Annotated in this window: 24 protein-coding genes; 7 read left to right on the top strand and 17 right to left on the bottom strand. The window is 71.5% G+C overall.

What is annotated here, in order from left to right; all coding sequences use genetic code 11:
• The first annotated feature begins 183 nt into the window (after positions 1 to 183).
• The 5 genes from DRB96_RS11010 to DRB96_RS10990 all read left to right on the top strand — a co-directional run bounded on the left by DRB96_RS11010 (position 184) and on the right by DRB96_RS10990 (position 4,673).
• Positions 184 to 1,248: an energy-coupling factor ABC transporter permease gene (locus DRB96_RS11010; protein WP_112448276.1), complete on the top strand. Its 1,065-nt coding sequence runs from the start codon at positions 184 to 186 to the stop codon at positions 1,246 to 1,248.
• Position 1,249: 1 nt separating this feature from the next.
• A complete protein-coding gene (gene cbiQ / locus DRB96_RS11005; protein WP_112448275.1) occupies positions 1,250 to 2,017 on the top strand; it encodes a cobalt ECF transporter T component CbiQ in 768 nt (255 codons plus the stop codon).
• A gap of 118 nt (positions 2,018 to 2,135) precedes the next feature.
• Positions 2,136 to 2,897, top strand: coding sequence for an ABC transporter ATP-binding protein (locus DRB96_RS11000; protein ID WP_112448274.1), 762 nt, complete (start codon positions 2,136 to 2,138; stop codon positions 2,895 to 2,897).
• Positions 2,898 to 2,961: 64 nt separating this feature from the next.
• Positions 2,962 to 4,125: a serine hydrolase domain-containing protein gene (locus tag DRB96_RS10995; protein ID WP_112448273.1), complete on the top strand. Its 1,164-nt coding sequence runs from the start codon at positions 2,962 to 2,964 to the stop codon at positions 4,123 to 4,125.
• Between the two features lie 74 nt (positions 4,126 to 4,199).
• On the top strand, positions 4,200 to 4,673 hold the full coding sequence (locus tag DRB96_RS10990) for a YbaK/EbsC family protein (protein WP_112448272.1): 474 nt from the start codon (positions 4,200 to 4,202) through the stop codon (positions 4,671 to 4,673).
• A 68-nt stretch (positions 4,674 to 4,741) separates the two neighbouring features.
• Here the strand turns inward: DRB96_RS10990 and DRB96_RS10985 are convergent, their stop codons facing one another.
• A complete protein-coding gene (locus DRB96_RS10985) occupies positions 4,742 to 6,376 on the bottom strand; it encodes a penicillin-binding transpeptidase domain-containing protein (protein WP_112448271.1) in 1,635 nt (544 codons plus the stop codon).
• Positions 6,377 to 6,542: 166 nt separating this feature from the next.
• The gene (locus tag DRB96_RS10980; RefSeq protein ID WP_239516770.1) at positions 6,543 to 8,219 is read right to left on the bottom strand and encodes a phospholipid carrier-dependent glycosyltransferase; all 1,677 of its coding nucleotides are present in this window, start codon (positions 8,217 to 8,219) and stop codon (positions 6,543 to 6,545) included.
• 160 nt (positions 8,220 to 8,379) lie between these two features.
• On the opposite strand from DRB96_RS10980, the gene DRB96_RS10975 reads away from it, so the two are divergent.
• Together DRB96_RS10975 and mscL are read left to right on the top strand one after the other, a co-directional pair.
• Positions 8,380 to 8,811 (top strand): hypothetical protein, encoded by a 432-nt coding sequence (locus tag DRB96_RS10975; RefSeq protein ID WP_112448269.1) that lies wholly within the window; start codon positions 8,380 to 8,382, stop codon positions 8,809 to 8,811.
• 120 nt (positions 8,812 to 8,931) lie between these two features.
• Entirely contained in the window at positions 8,932 to 9,435 is a 504-nt protein-coding gene (gene mscL / locus DRB96_RS10970; protein WP_112448268.1) for a large conductance mechanosensitive channel protein MscL, read from the top strand.
• 49 nt (positions 9,436 to 9,484) lie between these two features.
• On the opposite strand, the gene DRB96_RS10965 is transcribed toward mscL, so the two are convergent.
• The 15 genes from DRB96_RS10965 to DRB96_RS10895 all read right to left on the bottom strand — a co-directional run bounded on the left by DRB96_RS10965 (position 9,485) and on the right by DRB96_RS10895 (position 24,520).
• Complete coding sequence (locus DRB96_RS10965) at positions 9,485 to 9,676, bottom strand: hypothetical protein (RefSeq protein ID WP_112448267.1); 192 nt, start codon at positions 9,674 to 9,676, stop codon at positions 9,485 to 9,487.
• A 198-nt stretch (positions 9,677 to 9,874) separates the two neighbouring features.
• Positions 9,875 to 11,011, bottom strand: coding sequence for a prephenate dehydrogenase (locus DRB96_RS10960; RefSeq protein WP_343234512.1), 1,137 nt, complete (start codon positions 11,009 to 11,011; stop codon positions 9,875 to 9,877).
• Positions 11,008 to 11,385 (bottom strand): chorismate mutase, encoded by a 378-nt coding sequence (aroH, locus tag DRB96_RS10955; protein WP_112448266.1) that lies wholly within the window; start codon positions 11,383 to 11,385, stop codon positions 11,008 to 11,010. Before aroH ends, DRB96_RS10960 begins: the two co-directional genes overlap by 4 nt.
• A gap of 47 nt (positions 11,386 to 11,432) precedes the next feature.
• The gene (locus DRB96_RS10950) at positions 11,433 to 12,824 is read right to left on the bottom strand and encodes a 3-deoxy-7-phosphoheptulonate synthase class II (protein ID WP_112448265.1); all 1,392 of its coding nucleotides are present in this window, start codon (positions 12,822 to 12,824) and stop codon (positions 11,433 to 11,435) included.
• Between the two features lie 154 nt (positions 12,825 to 12,978).
• Positions 12,979 to 14,241, bottom strand: a complete 1,263-nt coding sequence (locus DRB96_RS10945; protein ID WP_112448264.1) for a multidrug effflux MFS transporter — start codon at positions 14,239 to 14,241, stop codon at positions 12,979 to 12,981.
• Between the two features lie 27 nt (positions 14,242 to 14,268).
• Positions 14,269 to 14,916 carry an NAD(P)H-binding protein gene (locus tag DRB96_RS10940; protein ID WP_112448263.1) on the bottom strand — a complete coding sequence of 216 codons (648 nt, stop codon included), beginning with the start codon at positions 14,914 to 14,916 and terminating at the stop codon, positions 14,269 to 14,271.
• 63 nt (positions 14,917 to 14,979) lie between these two features.
• Positions 14,980 to 15,792: a class II aldolase/adducin family protein gene (locus DRB96_RS10935; protein WP_112448262.1), complete on the bottom strand. Its 813-nt coding sequence runs from the start codon at positions 15,790 to 15,792 to the stop codon at positions 14,980 to 14,982.
• A gap of 92 nt (positions 15,793 to 15,884) precedes the next feature.
• Positions 15,885 to 17,429, bottom strand: a complete 1,545-nt coding sequence (locus tag DRB96_RS10930; protein WP_112448261.1) for an FAD/NAD(P)-binding protein — start codon at positions 17,427 to 17,429, stop codon at positions 15,885 to 15,887.
• 169 nt (positions 17,430 to 17,598) lie between these two features.
• Entirely contained in the window at positions 17,599 to 18,642 is a 1,044-nt protein-coding gene (locus tag DRB96_RS10925; RefSeq protein WP_112448260.1) for a hypothetical protein, read from the bottom strand.
• Position 18,643: 1 nt separating this feature from the next.
• On the bottom strand, positions 18,644 to 19,141 hold the full coding sequence (locus DRB96_RS10920) for a flavin reductase family protein (protein ID WP_112448259.1): 498 nt from the start codon (positions 19,139 to 19,141) through the stop codon (positions 18,644 to 18,646).
• 80 nt (positions 19,142 to 19,221) lie between these two features.
• A complete protein-coding gene (locus tag DRB96_RS10915) occupies positions 19,222 to 20,742 on the bottom strand; it encodes a 4-hydroxyphenylacetate 3-hydroxylase family protein (protein ID WP_239516313.1) in 1,521 nt (506 codons plus the stop codon).
• Between the two features lie 394 nt (positions 20,743 to 21,136).
• Positions 21,137 to 21,415 carry a LysR family transcriptional regulator gene (locus DRB96_RS10910; protein ID WP_112448257.1) on the bottom strand — a complete coding sequence of 93 codons (279 nt, stop codon included), beginning with the start codon at positions 21,413 to 21,415 and terminating at the stop codon, positions 21,137 to 21,139.
• Positions 21,416 to 21,611: 196 nt separating this feature from the next.
• Positions 21,612 to 21,995 carry a hypothetical protein gene (locus DRB96_RS10905; RefSeq protein ID WP_112448256.1) on the bottom strand — a complete coding sequence of 128 codons (384 nt, stop codon included), beginning with the start codon at positions 21,993 to 21,995 and terminating at the stop codon, positions 21,612 to 21,614.
• Positions 21,992 to 23,608 (bottom strand): class I adenylate-forming enzyme family protein, encoded by a 1,617-nt coding sequence (locus DRB96_RS10900; protein WP_112448255.1) that lies wholly within the window; start codon positions 23,606 to 23,608, stop codon positions 21,992 to 21,994. Before DRB96_RS10900 ends, DRB96_RS10905 begins: the two co-directional genes overlap by 4 nt.
• Positions 23,609 to 23,818: 210 nt before the next feature.
• Positions 23,819 to 24,520 (bottom strand): ScbR family autoregulator-binding transcription factor, encoded by a 702-nt coding sequence (locus tag DRB96_RS10895; protein ID WP_162688700.1) that lies wholly within the window; start codon positions 24,518 to 24,520, stop codon positions 23,819 to 23,821.
• Positions 24,521 to 24,597: the final 77 nt, after the last annotated feature.

The raw sequence follows: 24,597 nt of genomic DNA, 5'->3' as shown, positions 1-24,597 counted from the left end.
CGACAAGACTCCTCGAATCGGAACATATGCGTCCGTATTGCCCCCAGCCTCGCACATTCCCACGAATCCGCGCGGGTCTATTTGTGACGCTGACGCTCTTGCCAACCGTTTGCAATTGGGCACTATTCTTAAACGGTTAAAGACTTTGTCAGTTCAACGGACCGCAGGAAGCGGAGCAAAACCATGCATGTGCCCGACGGCTTCATCGATGCCCCCGTCTCCATCGCCGCAGGTGTCGCCGCCGCCGGAGCCGTGGCGGTCAGCCTCCGTGGCGCCCGCCGGGAGCTCGACGAGCGCACCGCGCCGCTCGCCGGCCTCGTCGCCGCCTTCATCTTCGCCGTCCAGATGCTGAACTTCCCGGTCGCCGCCGGCACCAGCGGCCACCTGCTGGGCGGCGCGCTCGCCGCGATCCTCGTCGGCCCCTACACCGGGGTGCTCTGCGTGTCCGTCGTCCTGCTCATGCAGGGCCTGCTGTTCGCCGACGGCGGCCTGACCGCCCTCGGCGTCAACATCGTCACCATGGGCGTCGTCACCGTGGTCGTCGCCTACGCCGTCTTCCGCGGGCTGGTCAAGCTGCTGCCCGACAGCCGCCGCTCGGTCACCGTCGCCGCCTTCGCCGGAGCCCTGCTCTCGGTGCCCGCCGCGGCCGCCTTCTTCACCCTCCTCTTCGCCCTCGGCGGCACCACGGACGTCCCACTGGCCAAGGTGTTCGGCGCCATGGTGGGAGTCCACGTCCTCATCGGCATCGGCGAGGCCCTGATCACCGCCGCCACCGTCGGCGCCGTGATCGCCGTCCGCCCCGACCTCGTGCACGGCGCCCGCGGCCTGTCCGCCCCGCTGAAGCTGCGCGTCGGCGGCGAGCTCGTCGACGCCCCGGCGGCCCCGGCGCCCGCGGCCCCGGCGGCCCTCGCCGCCCGCTCCACGAAGCCCGTGTGGATCACCGGCCTGGTCACCGCCCTCGTGCTGGCCGGCTTCGTCTCCTACTACGCCTCCGCCAGCCCCGACGGCCTGGAGAAGGTCGCCGCCGACAAGGGCATCGACCAGAAGGTCACGGAGCACGCCGTCGCCGACTCCCCGCTCGCCGACTACGGCGTCAAGGACGTCTCCGACGCCCGACTCTCCGGCGGCCTCGCCGGCATGATCGGCGTCGGCGCGACCGTCGCCGTGGGCACCGGCGTCTTCTGGACCGTCCGCCGCCGCCGCAGCGCCGACCTCACGGCCGCCTCCACGGCCGTACCGACGGCCTGACATGGGTGCGGGCCACGCCCACAAGCTCTACCGGCACGGGCACTCGCCGGTCCACGGCCTGCCGCCGCACTGCAAGCTCGCCGCGACCTTCGCCTTCGTGATCGTCGTCGTGTCCACACCGCGCGAGGCCGTGTGGGCCTTCGGGCTCTACGCCGTCCTCCTCGCGGCGGCGGCCGCCGTGGCCCGGATCCCGGCCGGCTTCCTGCTGCGCCGGCTGCTGATCGAGGTGCCCTTCGTCGCCTTCGCCGTCCTGATGCCCTTCGTGGCCGAGGGCGAGCGGGTGGAGTTCCTCGGCATGTCGCTGAGCGTCTCCGGCCTCTGGGGCGCCTGGAACGTGCTGGCCAAGGGCACCCTGGGCGTGGCCGCTTCCGTACTCCTCGCCTCCACCACCGAACTGCGGGCCCTGCTGCTGGGCCTGCAGCGGCTCAAGCTGCCGCCGCTGCTCGTGCAGATCGCCTCCTTCATGATCCGGTACGGCGACGTGATCAGCGACGAGCTGCGCCGGATGTCCATCGCCCGCCGCTCCCGCGGTTTCGAGGCGCGCGGCATCCGGCACTGGGGCGTCCTCGCCAAAACGGCCGGCGCCCTGTTCATCCGGTCCTACGAGCGCGGCGAGCGGGTCTACCTCGCGATGGTCAGCCGCGGCTACGCGGGCTCGATGCCGGTGATCGACGAAGTCGCGGCCACGCCCACAGAGTGGGCGCGCGCCTCTGCGCTCCCTTTGACAGCACTGGCCGTCATGCTGACAGCCGTCTGTCTGATCGGGTGACTCCTCCGCCTGGGGCGGCTTCTCACTTGCCTCCGAGGAGGCGCATGACGGCCAAGCCCTGACCGCTGCTGGTGCAGGTGACCCATCGTAGTGGAATCAATACCGTGAGGAGAATCAGATGGACGCTTTGAAGGTGCCGGCCTCCCTGGAGGTCTCCGGCCTCGCCTACGCCTACCCCGACGGCCACCAGGCCCTCTTCGGGGTCGACCTGACCGTCGGGCACGGGGAGCGGGTGGCGCTGCTCGGCCCCAACGGCGCCGGCAAGACCACCCTGGTGCTGCACCTCAACGGCATCCTGACCGGCGGCGTCGGCACCGTGGCCGTGGCCGGGCTGCCCGTGGAGAAGCGCAACCTCGCCGAGGTCCGCCGTCGGGTCGGCATCGTCTTCCAGGACCCCGACGACCAGCTCTTCATGCCGACCGTGCGGGAGGACGTGGCCTTCGGCCCGGCCGCCGCCGGAATGCGCGGAGCCGAGCTGGAGCAGCGGGTGCGCGAGGCGCTGGAGCAGGTCGGGATGGCCGCCTTCGCGGACCGGCCTCCGCACCACCTGTCCTTCGGGCAGCGCCGCCGGGTCGCGGTGGCGACCGTGCTGGCCATGCGCCCCGAGATCCTCGTGCTCGACGAGCCGTCCTCCAACCTGGACCCGGCCTCGCGGCGGGAGCTCGCGGACATCCTGCGCTCGCTGGACGTCACGGTGCTGATGGTGACCCACGACCTGCCGTACGCGCTGGAGCTCTGCCCGCGCGCGGTGATCCTCAGCGAGGGGACCATCGTGGCGGACGGGCGCACCCAGGACGTGCTGTGCGACGAGAAGCTGATGCGGGCACACCGGCTGGAGCTGCCCTTCGGCTTCGACCCGCGTTCTGTGTCGGTGGCGTAGGCGTAGGCGTAGGCGGCACAGGCGGCGGTGGCATAAGCGCGGACCGCGGGTTGTTGGACCGCCCGTGAACGTCAACATCCAGGGTGAGGTGGCGGAGGGCTACGAGGCCGTCCGCGAGGCCTTCGTACGCAACTTCGAGGCGCTCGGCGACCGCGGCGCGGCCGTGGCCGTCTACCGCGACGGGCGGCGGGTCGTGGACCTGTGGGCCGGTACGAAGGACGCGGACGGCACCGGGCCGTGGACCGCCGGCACCGCGCAGGTGGTGCGTTCGGCGACCAAGGGCGTCGCGGCGGTGGTCCCACTGCTGCTGCACCAGCGCGGACTGCTGGACCTGGACGCGCCGGTGTCCTCCTACTGGCCGGAGTTCAAGGCGGGCGGCAAGGAGCGGGCGCTCGTGCGGGACCTGCTCGCGCACCGTGCCGGGGTGCCGGCGCTGGACCGGGGGCTGACCCCGGCGCAGGCGGTGGACGGGCACTCGGGCGCGCGGGCGGTCGCCGGGCAGCGGGCCTTCTGGGAGCCGGGCAGTGCGCACGGCTACCACGCGCAGACCTTCAGCTGGCTGCTGTCGGAGCTGGTGCTGCGCGTGACGGGGGAGTCGCTGGGGCAGTGGCTGGCGCGCGAGGTGACCGGGCCGCTGGGGCTGGACTTCTGGATCGGCCTGCCGGACGGGGAGGCCCCGCGGGTGGGCCGGGTCGCGCCGGTGGAGGCGCCGCAGTCGGCGGGAGCGCTGAAGCTCAGGCCGCGCAGGAACGTTTCGGAGGCCTACGCGGACCCCGGGTCCCTGACCCGCCGGGCCTTCGCGGCGATCGATCCGCTGCCGGACGAGAACGCCCCCGAGTACCGCGCGGCCGAGCTGCCCGCGTCGGCGGGCATCGGCACGGCGCGCGCCCTGGCGGGCCTCTACGCCGCGCTGCTGTCCGACACGCAGGACGGCGCGCGGCTGTTCGCGCCGGACACCACCGCCCTGGCGGGCCGCGAACTGTCCGCCGGCCCGGACCGGGTGCTGGTGGTCAACACCCGCTTCGGCCCGGGCCACATGCTGCACGGCCCGGCCTCCCCGCTGCTGTCCCCGGCCTCCTTCGGCCACCCGGGCCGCGGCGGCTCGCTGGCCTTCGCGGACCCGGAGGCGGGCATCGGCTTCGGCTACGTCACGAACGCCCTGGCCAAGTCGGTCACGGCCGACCCCCGGGCCCAGGCCCTGGTCCGGGCGGTCCGCTCGGCGCTCTAGTGCTGTGACCGGGGGCGGGTTCCGCCCCGGGGAAATCCGGTGTCCGGTACGGGGTCCCGCGTTAGCGTGCCCGTATGACGACCACCGCACATCCCCTCTTCGCCGAAGCCCTCGCCTCCCTGGGCCTGGCGCCGGACGTACGGAGCTTCCCCGACGGGACGCGGACCGCCGCCGACGCGGCCGCCGCCATCGGGTGCGAGCTCAGCCAGATCGTGAAGTCACTGATCTTCGCGGCCGACGGGGTGCCCGTCCTCGTGCTCATGGACGGGGCCTCGCGGGTCGACGTCGAGGCGGTGCGCCGGGAACTGGACGCCGGCGCCGTGACCCGGGCCGACGCGGCGCTGGTCCGCGAGACCACGGGCTACGCCATCGGCGGGGTCCCGCCCTTCGGCCACCGCACCCGCACCCGCGTCCTGGCGGACCGCTCCCTGCTCGTCCACGAGGTGGTCTGGGCGGCCGCCGGGACCCCGCACACGGTGTTCCCGATGGCCCCGCGCGAGCTGATCGCCCACGCGGGCGCCGACCTGGCCGACGTACGGGAGCGCTGACCGGGGCGCTGACGGGCGCGCTGACCGGGTGCTGACGGCGCGCTGACGGGAGCTGACCCGGGCGGGGCTCAGCCCGCGTTCAGCACCGCCGCCACGATCGGGCCCGCCGCGTCGACGCCGTGGCCGCCGCCCTCGACCATCGCGGCGGCCGCGACGTCACCGCTGAAGCCGGTGAACCAGCTGTCCGGGTTCTGCGCGCCGTCGACCTCCGCCGAGCCGGTCTTCGCGCCCTTGTCGGAGCCGCCGACCGAGGCCATCGCACCCCGGGCCGTCCCCTCGGTCGCCGTCAGCTTCATCATCCGCACCAGTTGCGCCGTCACCGACGGCTTCATCGACCGGGTGGCCTTCGCGAGCGTGCGCCCGTCCAGCGAGGACTTGACGACGACCGGCTGGCGGAACACCCCGGTCCGGGCCGTCGCCGTGATCGAGGCCATGGTCAGCGGGTTCATCTGGACCTCGCCCTGCCCGATGTACGCGGCGGCCGCCGACGGCCCGGTGGCCGGCGGGACCTTCCCGTCGACGGTGGGCACGCCGACCTTCCACTCGACGCCGATGCCGAAGACCTCGCGGGCCTCCTTCGGCAGCGCGCCGATGTCGTTGACCGGCTTGATCTGCTTGATGAAGGCGGTGTTGCAGGACTGCGCGAAGCTCGTGGAGAAGGGCTCGTTGTCGAGCTTGAAGCCCTTCAGGTTCTTGAAGGTCCGGCCTTCCCACGACACGTCGGCCGGGCACTCGGCGACCTTGTCCGCCGACACCAGGCCCCGGTCCAGCAGCATCGCGGCGGTCACGATCTTCATCGTGGAGCCCGGTGCGCGGGCACCGCTGATGGACGCGGGGAAGCCGTCCCCGCGGTGGTCGGCGAGGGCCAGGACGTTTCCGGTGCTGGGCTGCACGGCGACGACCGAGGCCTGCGGGAACTTCAGGACCGCCTTCTCGGCCGCCTCCTGCACATCGGCGTCCAGCACGGTCTCGATCCGCCCCGGGGTGCCCTCGGCCAGCGTCAGCAGGCTCCGCTTGGGGGCGTCCGCGCTGTCCGGCTGGATCCACAGCTCGGTGCCGCTCGTGCCGCCCAGCTTCTCCCCGTACGTCGCGCGCAGCTTGTCGAGCACCGCGCGCAGCGAGGGGTACTTCTCGGCCGTCAGCTCCTTGCCGTTGCGGTCCACGGCCTTGACCGGCGGGTTGTCCGGGGTGCCCCCGCGCAGCCGGTCGCCCTTCTGGAGCTCCGGGTGGATCACCGAGGGCTGCCAGTCGACCAGCGGCAGTCCGGTGGTGTTGCCGCGCACCACGGTGAGCTTGGACTCGTAGGCCAGCGGCTTGGTGACCCCCGCGAGCGTCACCTCGGCGGCGACGGAGTACGTCACCGTGGCCCCGGTCTGCGCACCGGGGGTGATCACGGCCTTGGCCACGCCCGCCGCGCTCTTGTAGTCCCCGACGGCGGCCTGCGCGGCCGCAGGGTTGTTCGTCAGGTCGGCGGCGGCCCGGGCGTCCCCCGACGCCCACGCGGCCAGGAAGGCCGCGGCGGTCCGCGCCGCGTCCTTGTCGCTGACCGGCCCCGTGCCCTTGGCCGGCGCCGACGGTCCGGACGCGCTCTTGCTCTCGCTCGCGCCGGCGTCCCCCACCAGCGCGTACACCCCGTACCCGGCTCCGCCCAGCATCGCGAGGAACACCCCGCCGATGATGGCGCCCTTGGCAGCCCCGTTCACTCCACAGTCCCCGTCCCCCGTACGACGGCCCCTTCCCCGACCGCTGAACGCGTTCAAAGGGCCCTTGATGCAGACCCTACGTCGAACGGACGCACGGGAGACGGCCTTGTTACCGGACCGGAACATGCCCCGTTCGTGGGCGCCGGGCCGCCCGGCGGCCCGGCCCCTAGACCCAGGTGTCCAGCCACATGCGGTTTCTCCACGAGTCCATCGGGATGGACTGGCCCGTGTAGATCGGCCAGAAATAGATGAAGTTCCAGACGATCAGGAGCACCAGGACGCCCGCCGCCACCGAGCCCAGGGCGCGGCGGCGTTCCGAGGAGCCGGCCGGGCCCAGCAGGGCGCCGATCATCATGGCCACCGCCAGGCACAGGTACGGGACGAAGACCACCGCGTAGAAGAAGAAGATGGTCCGCTCCTGGTAGTTGAACCAGGGCAGCAGGCCCGCGCCCAGCGCGCACGCGATCGCGCCCGCCCGCCAGTCGCGGCGGAAGAACCACCGCCACAGCACGTACAGCAGCGCGAAGCAGCCCGTCCACCACAGCAGCGGGGTGCCCAGCGCCAGCACCTCGCGCGCGCACTTGGCCGTCTCCGTCGCCGGGCAGCCGTCGGTGCCGGGCGACGGAGACTCGTAGAAGAAGGAGACGGGACGGCCCAGGACCAGCCAGCTCCACGGGTTCGACTCGTAGGTGTGGCCCGAGGTCAGGCCCACGTGGAACTTGTAGACCTCCGTCTCGTAGTGCCACATGCTCCGCAGCCACTCCGGCAGGAACGACAGCGAGCTGTGCTGGTCGTTCTTGGCGGCCCAGTCCCGGAAGTACCCGCCCTTGCCGTTGTCGGGGGACAGGATCCAGCCGAGCCACGAGGCCACGTAGACCGAGACCGCCACCGGCACGGTCGACAGGAAGGCCGGCAGCGCGTCCCGGCGCAGCATCGCCGCGTACGGGGAGCCCGCGCCGGCGGTGCGGCGCGCGGCCGCGTCCCACAGCACGGTCAGGACGCCGAAGAAGGCCAGCACGATCAGGCCGTTCCACTTCGTGCCGAAGGCCAGGCCCAGGCACACCCCGGCCAGGAGCCGGTACGGCCGCCAGCCCAGGCCCAGCGTCTCCGCGATCCGCGCGTCCGGACGGGTCCGCCCGTCCCCGTCCACCGGGAGCGCCGCCGCGAGCCGGGCCCGCGCCTTGTCCCGGTCGACCACCAGCGCGCCGAAGGCGCCCAGCACGAAGAACATCAGCACCAGGTCGAGCAGCGCGGTGCGGCTCATCACCAGGTGCAGGCCGTCCACGGCCAGCAGCGTGCCCGCCAGGCAGCCCAGGAACGTGGAGCGGAACAGCCGGCGGCCGATCCGGCACAGCATCAGGACCGACAGGGTCCCGAGCAGCGCGGTCATGAAGCGCCAGCCGAAGGGATCGAAGCCGAACATCCACTCGCCCAGGCCGATCACCCATTTGCCGATCGGCGGGTGCACGACGTAGCCCGGGTCCAGGGGGAGGGAGACCCCGTTCGGGTTGGCGAGGACCGACTTGTCGATGTCCTTGGGCCAGCTCGCCTCGTACCCCTGGCGGATCGTGGCCCACGCGTCCTTCGCGTAGTACGTCTCGTCGAATATCACCGCCTTCGGGGTGCCCAGGTGGGCGAACCGCAGCACCCCGGCGACCAGCGCCACCAGCAGCGGCCCGGCCCACGCCAGCACCCGCTGCCAGTTCTCCGCCGCGGCCGGCGCGACCCCCAGCTGAGCCCAGAGCTGCCCGGACGGCTTCGCGTACGGGGGCACAAGCCGGGTGCGCACGTCCGACGGCCGCTTCGCCGGGTCGGCGGGCGGCGCGTAGCCGAACCCGCGCAGGCGGCGCAGCCAGGCCGACGGCTGGTCGGCCCGCCCGGGGCCGGGGTCGGGCTCGGCCGAGGGGGGTGGCTCTTATACACATCTCCCAGCCCACGCCGCCAGCACGGCCGCCGCCACGTGCCCGCCCGCGCGCCCCGTTCCCCACTTCCCCCCGCTTCGCGTGGGCCGGGGCGGGGACCGGCTGCGCAGGGCCGTGCGGCGCCGGCGGCGCGGCGCCGCGGCCGGGCTGGCCGTGGCGGCGGCCGTGCTGGCGGTGGGCGGCACGGAGGCCCAGGCCTCTCGGGGTTCCGCGCCGCCCTCCGCGAAGCCGCCGCCCGCGGCGGCGGTGCGGCTGGTGTCGGCTCCGGTGCGCATCGCCGACGCGGCGACGGTGCGGCTGCTGCGCCCCGGCGACCGGGTCGATGTCGTCGCGGCGGAGCGCGGCGAGCCGCCGCGGGTGGTGGCGGCCGGGGCCCGGGTCTCCGAAGTACCCGATCCGGACAAGGGCGTTGGGGACGGCGGGGCCCTGGTCGTCCTGTCCGTGCCCCGGGAAACCGCGCGCTCTCTCGTGGGGGCGGGCGCCGTGTCCCGACTGGCGGTGACGCTGTGTTGATTCGTGCAGACGTACGGTCAAGTCACCGTGAGACGGGGGTCGATTGGACACGCCGGGCCCGGACTGCCGTAGCTTTCGGAACCGTTGGCTCCATGTTCGGCAGATGCGAAGAAAGGCTCAGTGGTGAGCGAGAAGAAGAAGGTGAGCGTGCTGGCGGGTTTCAAGACCTTCCTGATGCGCGGCAACGTGGTCGACCTGGCGGTGGCCGTGGTCATCGGCGCCGCGTTCACGAACATCGTGAACTCGGTCGTGAAGGGCCTGATCAGCCCGGTGATCGGGCTCGCCGGCACGCAGAGTCTGGATGCCTACAAGAGCTGCATCAAGGATCCCTGCGGGATCGGCGCGGACGGCAAGCCGACGGGCGTGGAGCTCCTCTGGGGCTCGGTGCTCAACTCCGCGCTGACCTTCCTGATCACCGCGGCGGTCGTGTACTTCCTCATGGTGCTGCCGATGTCGAAGTACCTCGCCCGGCAGGAAGCGCGCCGCAAGGCCAAGGAAGGCGTCCAGGAGACGATGGAGATCACCGAGCTGGAGGTCCTCAAGGAGATCCGCGACGAGCTGGTCGCCCAGCGCGGCACGGGTGGCGGCGCCCCGTCCTACGGCGCCCCCGGCCCCCGGCTCTAGCCGGTCCGCCGGCAGCGGCCGGTCGCCCGGCCGCTGCCGGGGCGTCGGCTCAGACGTGGTGCGGCGGCTTCTCGTCGAGGAAGCGGGCCAGGTCGGCCGCGCTTCCGCCGGCGGGCGGCCGCTCGCCCCAGCCCCGGTCGGTGTCGTCCGAGGACTGCTGGTCCAGCGGGTCGTCGAAGACCAGCCTCGGCTTCGGCCTGGGCTTCGGGTCCTGCGGTTCGGTGGCGGGGGCGTCGCTCATGCCTCCAGGGTACGGCCGCCCCCGCCACCGGCCCCGCCTAGTGCTGTGGCCGGGAAGGTTTGCCGGGTCGCGGTGTCCGGTGCGGTGCATCGCAAGGCGGAGGGCCGCCGCTTGTACTGGACGTACTTCGGTGGTCCGACAACGCGGCGAGGTGCCGTGCCGGGCGCCGCGACCCGGTGAACCTTTCCGGTCACAGCACTAGACGCCGACCGCGACCGGTGGGGCCGGTGGGGCCTCGATCGGGCCCATGCGCTGGACCCTCCAGCCGGCGCTCATCAGGCGCTGGGCCATGCTGACGGCGGTGCCGCGGGCGACCATCAGCTCGACCAGTCCGCTCTCGTCGCCGGGCGAGTGGTCGATGGTCATGTCCTCGATGTTGACGCCGAGTTCGGCGGCGCTCGCGAGCAGCCGGGCGAGTTCGCCGGGCTGGTCGCCGATCAGTACGCGGACCGGCGCGCACGCGGGTACGGGGTGCCCGTGCTTTCCGGGGATGCGGTCGCGGCCGCTGATGCCGCGGCCGAGCAGGTCGGCCAGGAGCGTGGTGCCCTGGGCCCGTTCGTCGGCGTTGTCGGTGGCCAGGCCCCGCAGGGCGGTCACGGTGACCTGGAGGTCCTCGGCGAGTTCGGTGAGCACGTCGGCCACCGCGGTGGCGTTGGACTCCAGGATGTCGCTCCACAGCCGGGGGTCTCCCCCGGCGATCCGGGTCACGTCGCGCAGTCCCTGGCCGGCGAGGCGGCAGGCGTCTTCGGGGAGGTGCTGGAGGCGGGCGGCCATCAGCGAGGCGACGACGTGCGGGGTGTGCGAGACGCGGGCCACGGCCCGGTCGTGCACGTCGCTGTCCATCACGACGGGCACCGCCCCGCACAGGGACACCATCATCAGTGCCATGTTGAGCGCTTCACGGCCGGTCTCCGGCGTGGGGGTCAGGACCCAGGAGCGGCCCTCGAAGAGGGTGGCGCAGGCGGCGAGCGGGCCGGAGCGCTCCCGACCGGCCATGGGATGTCCGCCGATGAAGGTGACGGGGTCGGCGCCGGCGGCCAGGACCCCGATCTCGGGTTCGGTCTTGACGCTGGCGACGTCGGTGTAGGAGCGGGCGAGGCCCAGCTTCTGCTGGGCGGCGAGGACCGTGCCGACGTGGGCCGGCGGGACGGCCAGTACGGCCAGGTCGACGGTGTGCTTCGGGGCGCCGAGGGTGCCGGCGCCGAGCGAGGCGGCGGTGCGGGCGGCCGACTCGTTCTCGTCGATGAGGTGGACGGCTACCCCGCGCCGGGAGAGGGCCAGCGCGATGGAGGTTCCGATGAGGCCGGTCCCCACCACCGCGGCGGAGCGGATCATCTCGGTTCTCCGGCTGCGGCGAGGTCCCTGCGCAGGGTTGCCGCGCCACCGAGGTAGACGTGCTTGATCTCGGGCTTGGACAGTTCCGTCTCGGCGTACGCGAGGATCCGGACCACGCGGGGCAGGGACCCGGCGATGTCCAGTTCCTGCGCACACATCAGCGGCACGTCGGTCACGCCCAGTTCGCGGGCGGCGACCGCCGGGAACTCGCTGACCAGGTCCGGGGTCGCCGTGAAGAGCACGCTGACCAGGTCGTCCTGGTCGAGCCCGTTGGCGGCGAGCATCTCCTGGAACAGCGTCCGGACCCCGTCCAGCAGGTGGACCCGCTCGTCGACTTCCAGCTGGATGGCACCGCGCAGGGCACGCACGGACATGGTCTTCTCCCTTGGCTGAGGACGGTACGTCGATCGGTCGCGCGGGATCAGGCGGCGGCGGGTACGGCTTCGCGGCGGGAGGCGCCGGAAGCGTCGCGGTCCCGGTACAGCTCGGCGACCTGGAAGGCCAGGTCGAGGGACTGCTTGCGGTTCAGGCGCGGGTCGCAGGAGGACTCGTAGCGCTGACCGAGGTCGGTGAGGCGGACCTCGGCGCCGCCGCCGACGCACTCGGTGACGTCGTCGCCGGTCAGCTCGATGTGGATGCCGCCGGGGTGGGTGCCGAGCGTGCGGTGCACCTCGAAGAAGCCGGTGACCTCGTCGAGCACGTCGTCGAAGTGGCGGGTCTTGTGGCCGCTGGGCGCCTCGAAGGTGTTGCCGTGCATCGGGTCGCAGATCCACGCGGGGCGCGCGCCCTCGGCGGTGACCTTCGCGACGAGCTCGGGCAGGATCTCGCGGATGTTGCGGGCGCCCATGCGCGTGATGAAGGTGAGGCGGCCGGGCTCGCGCTGGGGGTCGAGCTTGTCGATGAGGCGCAGGGCCTCTTCGGCGGAGGTGGTGGGGCCGAGCTTGACGCCGATGGGGTTGCGTACCTTGGAGGCGAACTCGACGTGTGCGCCGTCCAGTTGGCGGGTGCGCTCGCCGATCCAGATCATGTGACCGGAGACGTCGTACTGCTCGCCGGTGCGGGCGTCGGTGCGGGTCAGCGCGGCCTCGTAGTCCAGGAGCAGCGCCTCGTGGCTGGCGAAGATCTCGGAGGAGTGGACGGCGGCCGGGTCGGCGCCGCAGGCGGCGAGGAAGGTGAGCGCGTCGTCGATGTCGCCGGCGAGGCGCTCGTAGCGCTCGCCGACCGGGGAGGCGGCGACGAAGTCGCGGTTCCACTCGTGGACCTGGCGCAGGTCGGCGTAGCCGCCGGTGGTGAAGGCCCGTACGAGGTTCAAGGTGGCGGCGGAGGAGTGGTACATCCGCTTGAGCCGCTCGGGGTCGGGGGTGCGGGACTCGGGGGTGAAGGCGAGGCCGTTGACGGAGTCGCCCCGGTAGACGGGCAGTTCGACGCCGCCCTGGACCTCGGTGGGCTTGGAGCGGGGCTTGGAGTACTGGCCCGCGATCCGGCCGATCTTCACCACGGGCACGGAGCTCGCGTAGGTGAGGACGGCGGCCATCTGGAGCAGGGTCTGGACCTTGTCGCGGACCTGGTCGGAGCTGACGGCGTCGAAGGTCTCGGCGCAGTCGCCGCCCTGGAGGATGAAGGCCTCTCCGCGGGCGACGTCGGCGATGCGCTCGCGCAGGCGGTCGCACTCCCCGGCGAAGACCAGGGGCGGGTAGGAGGCGAGGTCGTCGAGCGCGGAGCGCAGGGCGACCGGGTCGGGGTAGACCGGCTGCTGGGCGGCGGGCAGCAGCCGCCAGGAGTCGACGGCCGTGGCGTGCGTGGCGAGGGTCATGGTGGCTGTGCCTCGATCGGTTTCGGTGGAAAGGGAAGAGGGTGGGCCTGTCGCCGCCCGGGTGTCGGCCCGGGGTGCCGGGGGACCGTACGGCGCTGTCGCCGTACGGTCCCCCGGCGGGCAATCCGTTTGCTCGAGCCGCTCTCGCCGGGTGTTAGACCGGCTCGCGCACCTCGGCGGGCACGGCCGCGGACTCCGGGGCCCCGGTCTCGGCACCGGCGGCCTGGTGGCCCTTGGTGAGGCTGAAGAAGATGAGCCCGCCGACGCCGAGGACGGCGATGACGATGCCCATCGGGACGGCGCTGTCCTCGCCGGCGAGGCCGACGAGGGGGACGACGGCCGCGCCGATCAGGTGCTGGGACAGGCCCAGCAGTGCGGCGGCCGAGCCGGCCACGTCACCGTGGTCCTGCAGGGCCAGCGCGAAGGAGTTCGGCAGGACGAGGCCGACGCTGGAGACGACCAGGAACAGTGCGACGAGCATCGGGGCCAGGCCGGCGTCGGTGAGGACGACGGCGAGCAGCGCGAGGCCGCCGACCGCGGAGACGGTCAGACCGGTCGCGAGCAGGGCGCGCGGGCCGGTCTTGTGCACGACGCGGCCGCTGACCTGGGCGGCGATGACCAGGCCGAGGGCGTTGACCGCGAAGACCGCGCTGAAGCCCTGCGGGGACATCCCGTGGATGGACTGGAGCACGAAGGTCGAGCCGGAGATGTACGCGAACATCGCGGCGAACGCGAAGCCGCAGGCCAGGTTGTAGCCGACGAACACCCGGTCGGTGAGCAGCCGGCGGAAGATCGGCACGGTGGCCTTGAGGCCGCCGCGCACGCGCCGTTCGGCGGGGTGCGTCTCCGGCAGGGCGCCCGCGACGCCGAAGAGCATCGCGGCACCGATGACGGAGAGGGCGATGAAGATGCCCTTCCAGGAGGTGAGCAGCATCAGCTGGCCGCCGAGGACGGGGGCCAGGATCGGCGCGATGCCGGTGATGAGCATCAGCATGGCGAAGAACCGGGCCGCGGCGGGCCCGGTGTGCCGGTCGCGCACGACGGCGGACGCGATGACGATGCCGGTGGCGCCTCCCAGGCCCTGGAGCGCGCGCAGCCCGACCAGGGTCCAGATGTTCGGGGCGAAGGCGCAGAGCAGCGCAGTGACCGCGAACAGCGCGAGGCCGACGATGAGCGGGCGGCGGCGGCCGAGCGCGTCACTGACCGGGCCGGCGATGAGCTGGCCGATGCCGAGGCCCAGCAGGCAGGCCGTGAGGCTGAGCTGGGCCGCGGAGGCGCTCGTCGACAGGTCTTCGGCGATCTGCGGAAGACCCGGCAGGTAGGCGTCGTTGGCCAGCGGTCCGAGGGCGGTGAGCGCACCGAGGATGATGGCGAAGCGGGCGAGCCCGGCGCCCTTCGGTGTGGCGGGTGAAGTCATGGTCGGATCCCCTCCGGGGAACGCGGATCAGTAGGCGACGGTGATGCGGGTCTGGAGCGCGTCGCCGCGCTCCAGTACGTCCGCGAAGGCGACCGCGTAGTCCGCGATGCTGATGCGGCTCTGGCCTTCGGCGTCCACCAGGAGCTGGTCACCACCCACGCGGTAGGTGCCGGTGCGCTCGCCGGGCTCGATCTGGGCGGCCGGGGAGATGAACGTCCAGTCCAGGGTGTCGGCCTGGCGGTAGAGGCCCAGCGCCTCGCTCTGGGCGAGCGCGTTCTGCTTCCAGACGGCCGGGAAGTTCGGGTTGTCGATGACCTTGACGCCCGGGGCCACCTCGAGGCTGCCGGCGCCCCCGAGGACCACGACGCGGCGTACGCCGCTGCGGGTCAGGCCCTCGATGAGCGCGTTGGCCGCACCGACGATGATCTTGTGGTCGTCGTCGACGCCGAGCTTGGGACCGACGGCCGAGGCCACCGCGTCGTAGCCCTGCGCCGACAGTCCGGCCACGGTGTCGGCGCTGGTGGCGTCGCCTGCGACGACGTTCAGGCCCTCGTGGCTGTTGCCCGCGATCTCGCCGGTGCGGGTCACGCCGGTGACCGAGTGCCCACGGGAGAGCAGCTCACCGGCGATGGCGCTGCCGATGTGTCCGCTCGCTCCGAAAAGCAGGATGTTCATGGTGTGCCTCTTCTACTTGGGTGTTTCTCGCGGGGAGTTGTCGCGAGGGACGGGGTCCGCGGGCTAGTCCTCTTCGAGGAAGTCGGGCTGCTCGCGGATGATCTCGTCCCAGAGCAGCTGGAAGCTGAACCAGCCCAGCTGCTCGTTGCCGAAGCCGTCCCCCGCGGCCACGGCCTGCTCATGGGTGAAGCTCTTGGGCGTGCCCGCCGCCCGGGCGAGCAGCTGCACCTGGGCGCAGCTGTCGTAGGTGAAGAACCAGTGCACGGCCTCGTCGAGCGATCCGCCGACGGTTATGAGGCCGTGGTGGCGCAGCAGGATCGCGCGGTTGTCGCCGAGCTTCTCCGCGATGTCGCGGCCGAGTTCGGCCGAGACCGAGGGGCCCTCGTACTCCTCGTAGAGGACCTGGCGGTTGTAGAAGGCGGCGGACTCCTGGTCGATGGGGTCCAGCAGCCGGCCCAGGGCGCCCAGCGCGCGGGAGTGCGCGGTGTGGCCGTGTGCGGCCGCGGTGGCTCCCGGCGAGAGCTCGTGGATGGCCGAGTGGATGACGAAGGCGCTGGGGTTGACCCGGTGCTTGCCCTCCACGACGTTGCCCGCGGAGTCCACGCAGATGAGGTCGGCGACGCGGACCAGGTTGAAGGAGACGCCGAAGGGGTTCACCCAGAACCGGTCCTCGTGCTCCGGGTCGCGGACCGAGATGTGGCCCGAGATGCCTTCACCGAAGCCGTACTTGCCGAACAGCCGCAGCGCGGCGGCGAGCCGCTGCTTGCGGTGGCGCCGGGTCTCCTCGTGGGTGGCGAAGACCGGCTCGCTGGGAATGGGCAGTCCGGTGTGGGTGTCTGCCAGGTAGGCGGGCCGGTCGGTCTCGGTGACGCTCATGCTCGGGGGTCCTCATCTCCGGATCGTTTTCCGGTAGGGGTGGCGGTACGGATACGGATACGGGTGCGGGCGGTGGCGGTGGCTGGCGGTGGCTACACCGTGAGCAGGACGTCCTCGGTCTCCTGGCTCGCGGCGGTGACGGTCTCGGCGTGCTGCAGGATCGCGCCGACGATGTCCTGGCTGCGGTCGACCAGCGAAGGGATGCCGAAGGTGAAGAAGAGCGACCCGGCGGCGATGTTGCCGAGCCCGTAGAGGCGCGGGTCGGGTCTGCCGTTGGTCGTCAGCTGGCTGGTCGGCCGGGCTATGTGCAGGCCGCCGTGGGGGTGCCGGCTGGCGACCCGGCTGCGCATGAGCGAGGTGACCAGGGGCGCGGCGCTGGTGGGGATGCGCCCCTCGGAGGCGTTCACGGCGCTGACGACGCGGTCGGCCGTGAAGTCGTGTCCCTCGGCGGTGACGACGTCGAATCCCGCCTCGGGGTTCGGGGTGATGTTCTGCAGTCCGGCGACGATGTCGAGCTTGCCCGCCTCGACGAGTTCGAGGAGGACTCCGGCGCTGCCCGGGGGCATGGGGCAGCACAGGCTCATGATCGTGCGGTAGTGGGCGCGCAGCAGCTGGACCTTGTCCTGCTCGCGCAGCATCGGCCAGACGTCGGGTCCGGTCTCGGGGACGGCGCGCTGCAGGATCCGCAGGCCCATGTGCGGGGAGTCGACCTCTTCGATCTGCCGGCGCAGCCGGTCGACCGGGTCCTCCAGGTCGACGCGGATGATCTCGGAGACCACCGCGTCGAGGTCGGCGCCCACGTCGCGGAACTCGGCCCGCATGATGGTGGCGATGTCCTCGAGGGTGATCTCGGGGTGGGTCGTCGCCAGGACCTCCATCCGGTGCGGGGTGAAGTGCCGCAGCTCGAAGGGGACCGCCTTCTGCCGTACGCCCGGCAGGACGCCGCGGCGGGACATCAGGCTGATGCGGCCCTGGTGGCCCTGGGCGGCCAGGGACAGGATGATGTCGATGGCGGTGAGGCCGCTGCCGATGACGGCGACGTGGTCGTTCTCGCCGACGTCCGCCAGCTTGTTGACGATCGGGTACGGGTCCCCGACGAAGCCCTCGGTGCCGGCCAGTCCGTAGACGTCCTTGGGGCTGTCGCCGCCGACGCACAGGATGGCGTAGTCGAAGGCGCGGGCGCGGCCGTTGCCGGTGCGCAGCAGCACCCGGTTGGCCGCGCGGCTGGCGGAGGTGACGCCCTCGCCCACGAGGTCGACCCGCCAGCCCTGGCGGCGCAGTTCACCGAGCGCGGCGTACGCCGTCTGCTCCAGGTACTCGCCGTAGACGGTGCGGGGCGCGAAGCGGCTTCCGGACCACCTGTCGACTCCGGTGCGGACCCCGATGACCTTGTCCCGTGTCTCCAGCCAGTTCTCGAAGTGCTGGAGGTCGCCGGCGCGCACGGACATGTCGTCGGGCGTCGCGTTGACCTTGAGGGTCTCGGTGTCGACCTGGTAGGCGCGACCGCGCCACAGGTGCGGTGACGGTTCGAAGACCGTGAGGCTGCCTGGTTCGCTCCGTGTGCGGGACAACGCGTCGATCAAGCAGACTGCAGCCGCGCCTCCTCCGACGATGCCGATCGAGAATCCACGGGACATGTGTCAGTCACCTATCAATTCGTGGAAGGCGCTGGGTCGTCGTGCGCCGGCCTTGCTGTCCGCGATCACGGGGCCCTTCCTCGCCTACTCCGGGGATTCAGTGGAGGCCGCCGGCCACCCCCGGTGCGTCGGGGGTGAGCCGGTCAGCCGATGGGGTTCGCCGCTTTGCTCAGGCGGCGGAGTTCTTGAAGTTCTTCATCGAGACGGTGTAGTCACCGCGGTTGGCGCGGTAGTCGATGCAGTACTCCTGCGGGTACCAGCCACCGATCTGCCACTGCTGCGGCTGCTTGATGGGCCAGCAGCGGCTCGGGTTGACCCCGGCCTCGATGCCCTCGAACCAGGCCTTCGTGATCATCGGCTCAAGGAAGCTGATCTTGGCGTCGTAGGCGCCGTAGATGAAGGTCTGGGTGAAGGCGATGGAGCTCCACTCGGGCGAGTTCAGGTCGATCAGGTGGTTGCCCATGGCCGCCTCGGCCACGTTGTTGTTCACGTAGTCCTGCGGCAGGTACTGCGGGGGGATCGGCTTGGTCGCCGTCACGAAGTCGTCGCAGTTGATGGCCAGGCCGCACGGTCCGCTGCGGATCGCGTCGCGCTCCGCCTTCGACTGCGTGTAGAAGTGGAAGTCGAAGTGCGCCATGTCGTAGATGTGCTCGGGGCCGTGACCCATCGGGTTGAAGTTCACCAGGGCCCACTTGAGCGGCATGCCGGGCAGCGCGGTCAGCTGCGCGGGCAGGTCCAGGGGACGCTCGTGGCCGCCGACGCACTCGGTGTGCTGGTCGACGGTGCCGTTGCCGTTCATGTCGTAGCAGTGGTTGCCGTCCGTCATGGTGGTCGGCAGGTTGGTCAGCATCGACTTGGGGAAGACGATGCCGACGGTCTGCGGCTTGTTGCCGGAGATCTGCGCGTACGTGCGCACCGTGCCGTTGCCGAGCGCGCTGGGGGTGCCGTACGAGGCGCACGGTCCGCGGTAGGACGGCGTCTGCTCGAGCAGGACCTGCGCCGCCCACTGCGCGACCTGGATGCCGCGCTCACGGGTCGGGGCGTTCGCGGTCACCAGACAGATGCTCACCGATCCCCTGGAGGCGGCCGCCGCCTCCGGGCCCGACCCCGTCGCCTGTGCCGGAATGGTCGGCCAGATCAACAGGGTCAGACCGGATATGGCCAGCGCCGCTCCGAGGAGCGCCCGCCAGCTCAGGAACTTCTTCGCTCGCACGTCACACCTGTTCCAGTTCGAATCTGTGGAATCCGCCCTGAAGGAAGATCAGGGGGGTCGTGGTCTCACGGGCGCCCATCGCGAGGACTTCGCCGATGACCATGACGTGGTCACCCGCCACCACGTGGTCGCGCAGGCTGCACTCCATCCAGGCCGCCGCCTCGAACAGGAGCGTCCCGGTGGCCTCGCCCGGAGCTCCGGGCACCTCGGTCAGTGCCTGGTCGCGCTCGGGCCGGCGGCGCGCGAACGCGCGGGCGGTGGACTCGCCCTCGGCTCCGAGGATCGAGATCCCGACGACGCCGGTGCGCAGCAGCTCCGTGAAGAACTCCGAGTCGTGGCGGAAGCTCAGGGAGATGAGCGGCGGTTCCAGTGAGACGGAGGTGAGCGAGTTGACGGTGATCGCGTTGTGGGTGCGCACGCCGTCTTCGTCGGTGTACGTGCTGACGACGCAGACCCCGGTGGCGAAGGAGCGCATCACATCGCGCAGGTCGTGGTTCATGGCCGGGCCTCTCTGCTGGGCGCGGGCGGGTGCGCGCGGCGCTTCGGCCGCGGGCACCCGTCCGTACGCGGGCTGACGGGTCAGTTGTCCTGGGCCCAGCGGCCGCGGGTCCAGCCGTCGAGGTCGTAGTCGTCCATGGCCCTCTGGACGAGGTCGCCGTAGTTGTCGAGGAGACCGGCGCCGCGGGACCAGTTCAGGGTGTCGAGCCGCACCTGGTCGGGGCCGCCGGCGTAGTTGAGCTCGTACAGCTCGTGGCGGGCGCCGAACTCGGTGCCGATCGCGTCCCAGGCCAGCTTGAAGAGCTTGGTGCGCTCCTCGGCCGTGGCGCCGGTGCCGCGGTAGTAGCGGTCGAGCAGCGGGCGCAGCTCGGGGTTCTGCAGGTCCTTGGCGCTGGACGGGGTCATCAGCAGCGCGCCCGCGAGGTGCTCCTCGAAGAAGCGGTGCGTGCGCTCCCAGCTGAGCGGGGCGAGCGCGCGGTAGCCGGCCGAGTAGTCCATGCGCGGCAGGACGGTGCCGGCCGGGCCGGCCTCCGGGTCCAGGGCCATGGCGCTGGTGACGGCCCAGGTCTGGTGGCGCCAGGCCAGCAGTTCGCCGAGGCCGGCCTGGACGCCGCGGAAGCCGTCCGTGCCGTTGATGCGGGTGCCCTTGTCGAGGATGCCCGCCATGAACTCGAGCTTGACCGACATGCGGATCGCGCCCTGGAAGAAGCCGCGGGAGAGCAGGCCGGAGCGCGGGAAGTACTGGTGGATCTTCTCGGTGTCCCGGTAGATCAGCACGTTCTCCCACGGGATGAACGCCTTGTCGAAGACCAGCACGGCGTCGTTCTCGTCGAACCGGCTGGAGAGCGGGTTGTCGAACGGGCTGGTGGCCTTGCCCTCGTACGAGGTGCGGCAGACGACCTTCATGCCCGGGGTGTTCAGCGGCGCCATGAAGGCCAGCGCCATGTCCTCGGCCTTGCCGGCTTCCAGGTTGGCCAGGTGGATCTGGCCGACGAAGGCGACGTTGCTCAGTGCCGAGGCGGTGGCCATGAGCTTGGCGCCCTCGACGACGATGCCGTCCTCGCGCTCCTCGACGACCTTCAGGTAGACGTCGCGGATCTCGTGCGCCGGCTTGTTGCGGTCGACCGGCGGGTTGACGATCGCGTGGCTGATCGAGAGGCCCTGGCGGGCGTACTTCTCGTACCAGGCGCGGGCGTTGTCGCCGAAGGGCTCGTAGAAGTCGTGGGTCACGGCCAGTCCGGCCATGAACGACGCCTTGTAGTCGGGCGTGCGGTTCATGAAGCCGTAGCTCAGGCGGGCCCAGTGCTCGATGGCGTCACGGGCCTTGATGAGCTCCTCGGGCGAGTGCGCCGGAGTGAAGAAGCGGTGGACGCGGTAACCCGTGTACCGGTCGACCGTCGTCATCAGGTCTTTGGTGTCCGGGTGGTGGAGCGCGTCGTAGAGGTGCGCGGTCGACCTCGCGGCGTTGGCGAACGCCGGGTGCGTCGTCACGTCCTTGACGAGCTCGCCGTCCACGAAGACCTGGCGACCGTCACGCAGGCTCTCCAGGTAGGAGTCGCCCGTCATGAGGTCGTTCGGAGCCTCGCCGGCCGACTGATCCACTATCGGGACCTGACCCATTTTGGTGTCCTCTCCAGGGGTAATACACGCGACCGCTGCCGGGCGCACAGTTCGATTGCCCCGAGCGTAGGCTCGGCTTCCCATCAGCTCTTGCGGGGCCGCGCACGAACAATTGCCCATCTACGCCAACTCTGGCGCGATCACGTGCTTGACACCCTGTCAACGGGTAGGCGACGCACGCCTGTTGTCATTCCGGAGAAGGCTCGGAAAACTGTTCACATATTGCGGAACAGTGAATTCCGAATGCCCTGAAAAAGGTCTGGCCCGGCGTGGATCCAGGAAATTCGGATACACAGCCGGGCCGTATGAAAAGTAAATTGCGGGAACGTGTCCGGCGGCCGGTCGGGCGGCCGGTCCGGTCCGGTCCGGCGGCCGGTCAGGCGGCCGGACGGGTGCGCCCGGCCGAGGCGGCGTCGATACAGGCCGCCTCGGCGATCAGAATGATCTTCTCGGCGTGCGGCAGCAGTCGCATGCCCGCCTCGGTGAGCTGGACCCGGCCGCCTGCGCGATGGAACAGCGGCGCCCCGATGTAGTCCTCGAGGTTCTTGATGTGGGCTGTGACGCTGGGCTGCGAGTAGTGGAGGTTCCTGGCGGCGCGAGTGAAACTCATCTCGGCGGCCACTTCGCGGAACGAGCGTAGCTGCTGGAACTGCACGGCAGGGGCTCCCTTCTGCGAGGCTCAAGCCCCGGAGGAAAGAAACATACCACGGTGCAGGTATAACTGCAGCAGGGGAATCTGCCCGGTTCGCTCCTCGGCCTTCCGCGGACATACCTGTGGCCATGCCCTCAGGAAGGGCATGGCCACAGGTCAGCCGCCGCTTAGTGGTTGACAGCGGGTCTTGCGGAGTGGACTAGTCGGACATCTCCATCGGGGAGAGGAGGTCCCTTGCGATCTGCGGGAGCAGACGGTCGATCAGGACGCCCGTGCGCGCGGATCCGTCGGCCGCGCGCGGGATCGCGTCCACAGCCACCGCGTGCGAGAGCCGCCAGGGCATCCGCCGCTCGCAGGCGGCCAGCGCGGCCTGCCGGCCGCCGGCCTCCTGGTCCTCCTCGGCGAGGGGCACGAAGGCCACGACCAGCGTCTCGCCCACCTCGGGCAGCCGGGTGCGCATCAGGGCGATGTCCTGGACGCAGGGCAGGTCGAGGAGTTCGAGCTCGAGCGCGAAGAAGGCCGCCTCGAAGTCCTCCACCGGCTCCTCGTCGTACGGCTGGTCGTCGAAGGAGGGCAGGTTCACGCGGACATCTCCTGTTGCATCGACTGCTCAAGCTGCAGGTTCAGAGTGATGATGGGCAGTACGGCGTCCAGCAGGTCCCCCGTGCGAATGCGGCCCGTGGGGCTGTACGGGATGGTGTCGACCGCGATGACGTGCGCGGGCAGCGACGGGACCCGGCGGGCGCAGGCCGCGCCGAGCGCCTGGTAGCCGGTGGCCTCCCGGCCGACCGCGACCGCGATGAAGGGCACCACGATCGCGTCCCCCAGCACCGCGTTGCTGACCCGCATGACGGCGGTGTCGCGCAGGCAGGGCAGGTTGAGCAGGTCCGACTCCAGCCGGAACAGCTCGGTGTCGACCGCCGAATCGCGGACCACCACGGGCACTTCGGTGACGCGCCCGGTGACCAGCAGCCGGCCGGTCTCGTCGATGTGCCCGGCCTCGTCGGTGATCAGGAAGCGCTCCTCGCCCCAGCCGAGGTCCAGGCCGGCCGTCAGGGTCTCGCCGTCCAGGTACCCGTCCATCACCTGGTGGCCGGCGTAGGCCAGGCGCCCGGTCTCGCCCTGCTCCACCGGCTGCCCGTCCTCGCCGAGGACGGCGACGTTGGTGCCGAGCGTGGCGTGGCCCGAGCGCGGCGGCGAGACCAGCAGCTCCTCGGGTCCCATGACGGCGGTCAGCCCGGTCTCCGGGCTGCCGAGCGCGGTGTGCAGCACCGGGCCGAGCCGCTCCCAGGCGGTGTTGACGGTCCATCGGCCCAGGTGGGCGCCCGGGGTGAGGAGGAACCGCAGGTGGCGGGTGCGCGGCGAGGGCTCGGCGGTCTCCGGCAGCCCGAGCACGCCGTGCAGGGAGGACGGGGTGATCACGCCGGTGCTCACGCGCTCGGCGACGAGCAGCGCGCTCAGGCTCTCGGGGCCTGCCCCGTCCGCGAGGACGACGGTGGCGCCGATGCCGAGCATCGTGCGGGCCAGCGCGAGGGCCGTGGACTCGGTCGGCGGTGCGGAGGCCAGGTGCACGTCGTCCCGGTTGAGGCCGAACTCGTCGACGAGGTCGACGAGGTGGCGGCCCTCGGAGGGGGTGCGGCGCACGGCGATCCGGGACGGGCCTTCGCTGCGCGCGCTGACCGCGAAGGACTCGTACGGCCGGGGCGCGGGCAGGGTGCGCAGGGCCTCGGCCGAGGTCAGGAGGTCGAAGTTGAGGGCCTGGTGCGGACCGGGGGCGGCCGGCGCCCCCCCGGGGGCCGAGACTCCGTCCAGCAGGACGTGCACGGCCTGCGGGCCGCTCGGCCAGACCAGCCGGTCGAGGGTGGCCCGGTGCTCCGAGGTCACGAACACGACCGCGGGCTCCAGCCAGGTGAGCACCTGGCCCAGGTCTTCGGCGCCGCTCTGCGGGTCGAGCCCGGTGCAGGAGACTCCGAGCGTCGCGCAGGCGCTCATCGCCACGGTGAGCTGCCAGCTGTTGCCGGCGAGGAAGACCGCGCGGACCGGGCCCTCGGCGGGCAGGTGCTCGGTGAGTCCGGCCGCCGTCCGCTCCACGGTCTCCGCGAACTGGCCCCAGGTCAGCCGCACCTGGCCGTCGACCAAGGCATCCCGCGTCACGCCGCCCGCCGCGTGCCGGCGGATGTCATCGAGCTTGATCATGTGGGTCTCCGTGGTCGGTCAAGAGCCTCGTGGTGTGGCTCGGGGCCGCGCCCATGGAAACAAACCTGCATGAAGGTACGCAACCGTCATCGGAAGTTCTGATGTCGTCCGGAACTCGCGCCGGCCCCGCCCCGGAAACAGCTCCGCCGGGCGTCGATGACGCCCGGCGTTGGGAGAACGGGTTTGGGAGAACGGGGTTGCCCGTACGGGCTAGGCCCGGACCACGACCTGTTCCTCGGCCTCGACCTGCGCTTCGGCCCGTTCCTTGAGCACCCGGTCGAGGTCGGCGACGACCCGTTCGGCACGGCCCGGGGCCATGTCCAGCTCGGCCAGGACTCCCGGCAGCGCGATGATCGGCAGGATGTGCTTGAGGAGGACGGACGTACGCGTTTCCAAGTCGTCCCAGTCGCACAGCACTTCCGAGAGCACCTGGATCCCGGTGAACGCGCCGACGAAGAGCTCGGCGACCGAGTCCAGGTCGACGTGCGCGTGGAGTTCGCCGCACTCCCGGGCCTGGCCCAGCGCGGCCCGGTTGTGATCGATCCAGTCCTGGTAGGGGCGCAGGCGGTCCGCATGATGGGTGCCCCGCTCCAGCGAGAGCCGCAGACTGCCCTGCACGATCGGATCCGTGCGGATCTGGACGGCGAAGAGCATCCCCGAGTCGATCATCTCCTGGAGCCGGGTGCTCCGGGGCACGAGCGGGTAGCCGACCGTGTCGATCTGGCTGGCCAGCACGGCCTGGGCGAGCTCTTCCTTGCCCTTGAAGTAGTAGTAGAAAGCGCCCTTGGTCAGCCCGAGCCGCTGGTAGACGTCGGCGATCGTGGCCCCGTTGAAGCCCTTCTCCGCGAACACCGCGCCGGCGGCCTCGACGATCGATTGCCGGGTTCGCCGGGAATGCTCCTTCTGGGACACCTTCGCTCCTTCCACGTTCCTGGCGGCCAATATTCCACCTCCTCGGAGGTACTGAGCATGTCACCGAAAACAGCCGT

The sequence above is a fragment of the Streptomyces sp. ICC1 genome (genome assembly GCF_003287935.1).
GTDB lineage: Bacteria > Actinomycetota > Actinomycetes > Streptomycetales > Streptomycetaceae > Streptomyces > Streptomyces tritrimontium.
This window is presented reverse-complemented; position numbering and strand designations above follow the sequence as displayed.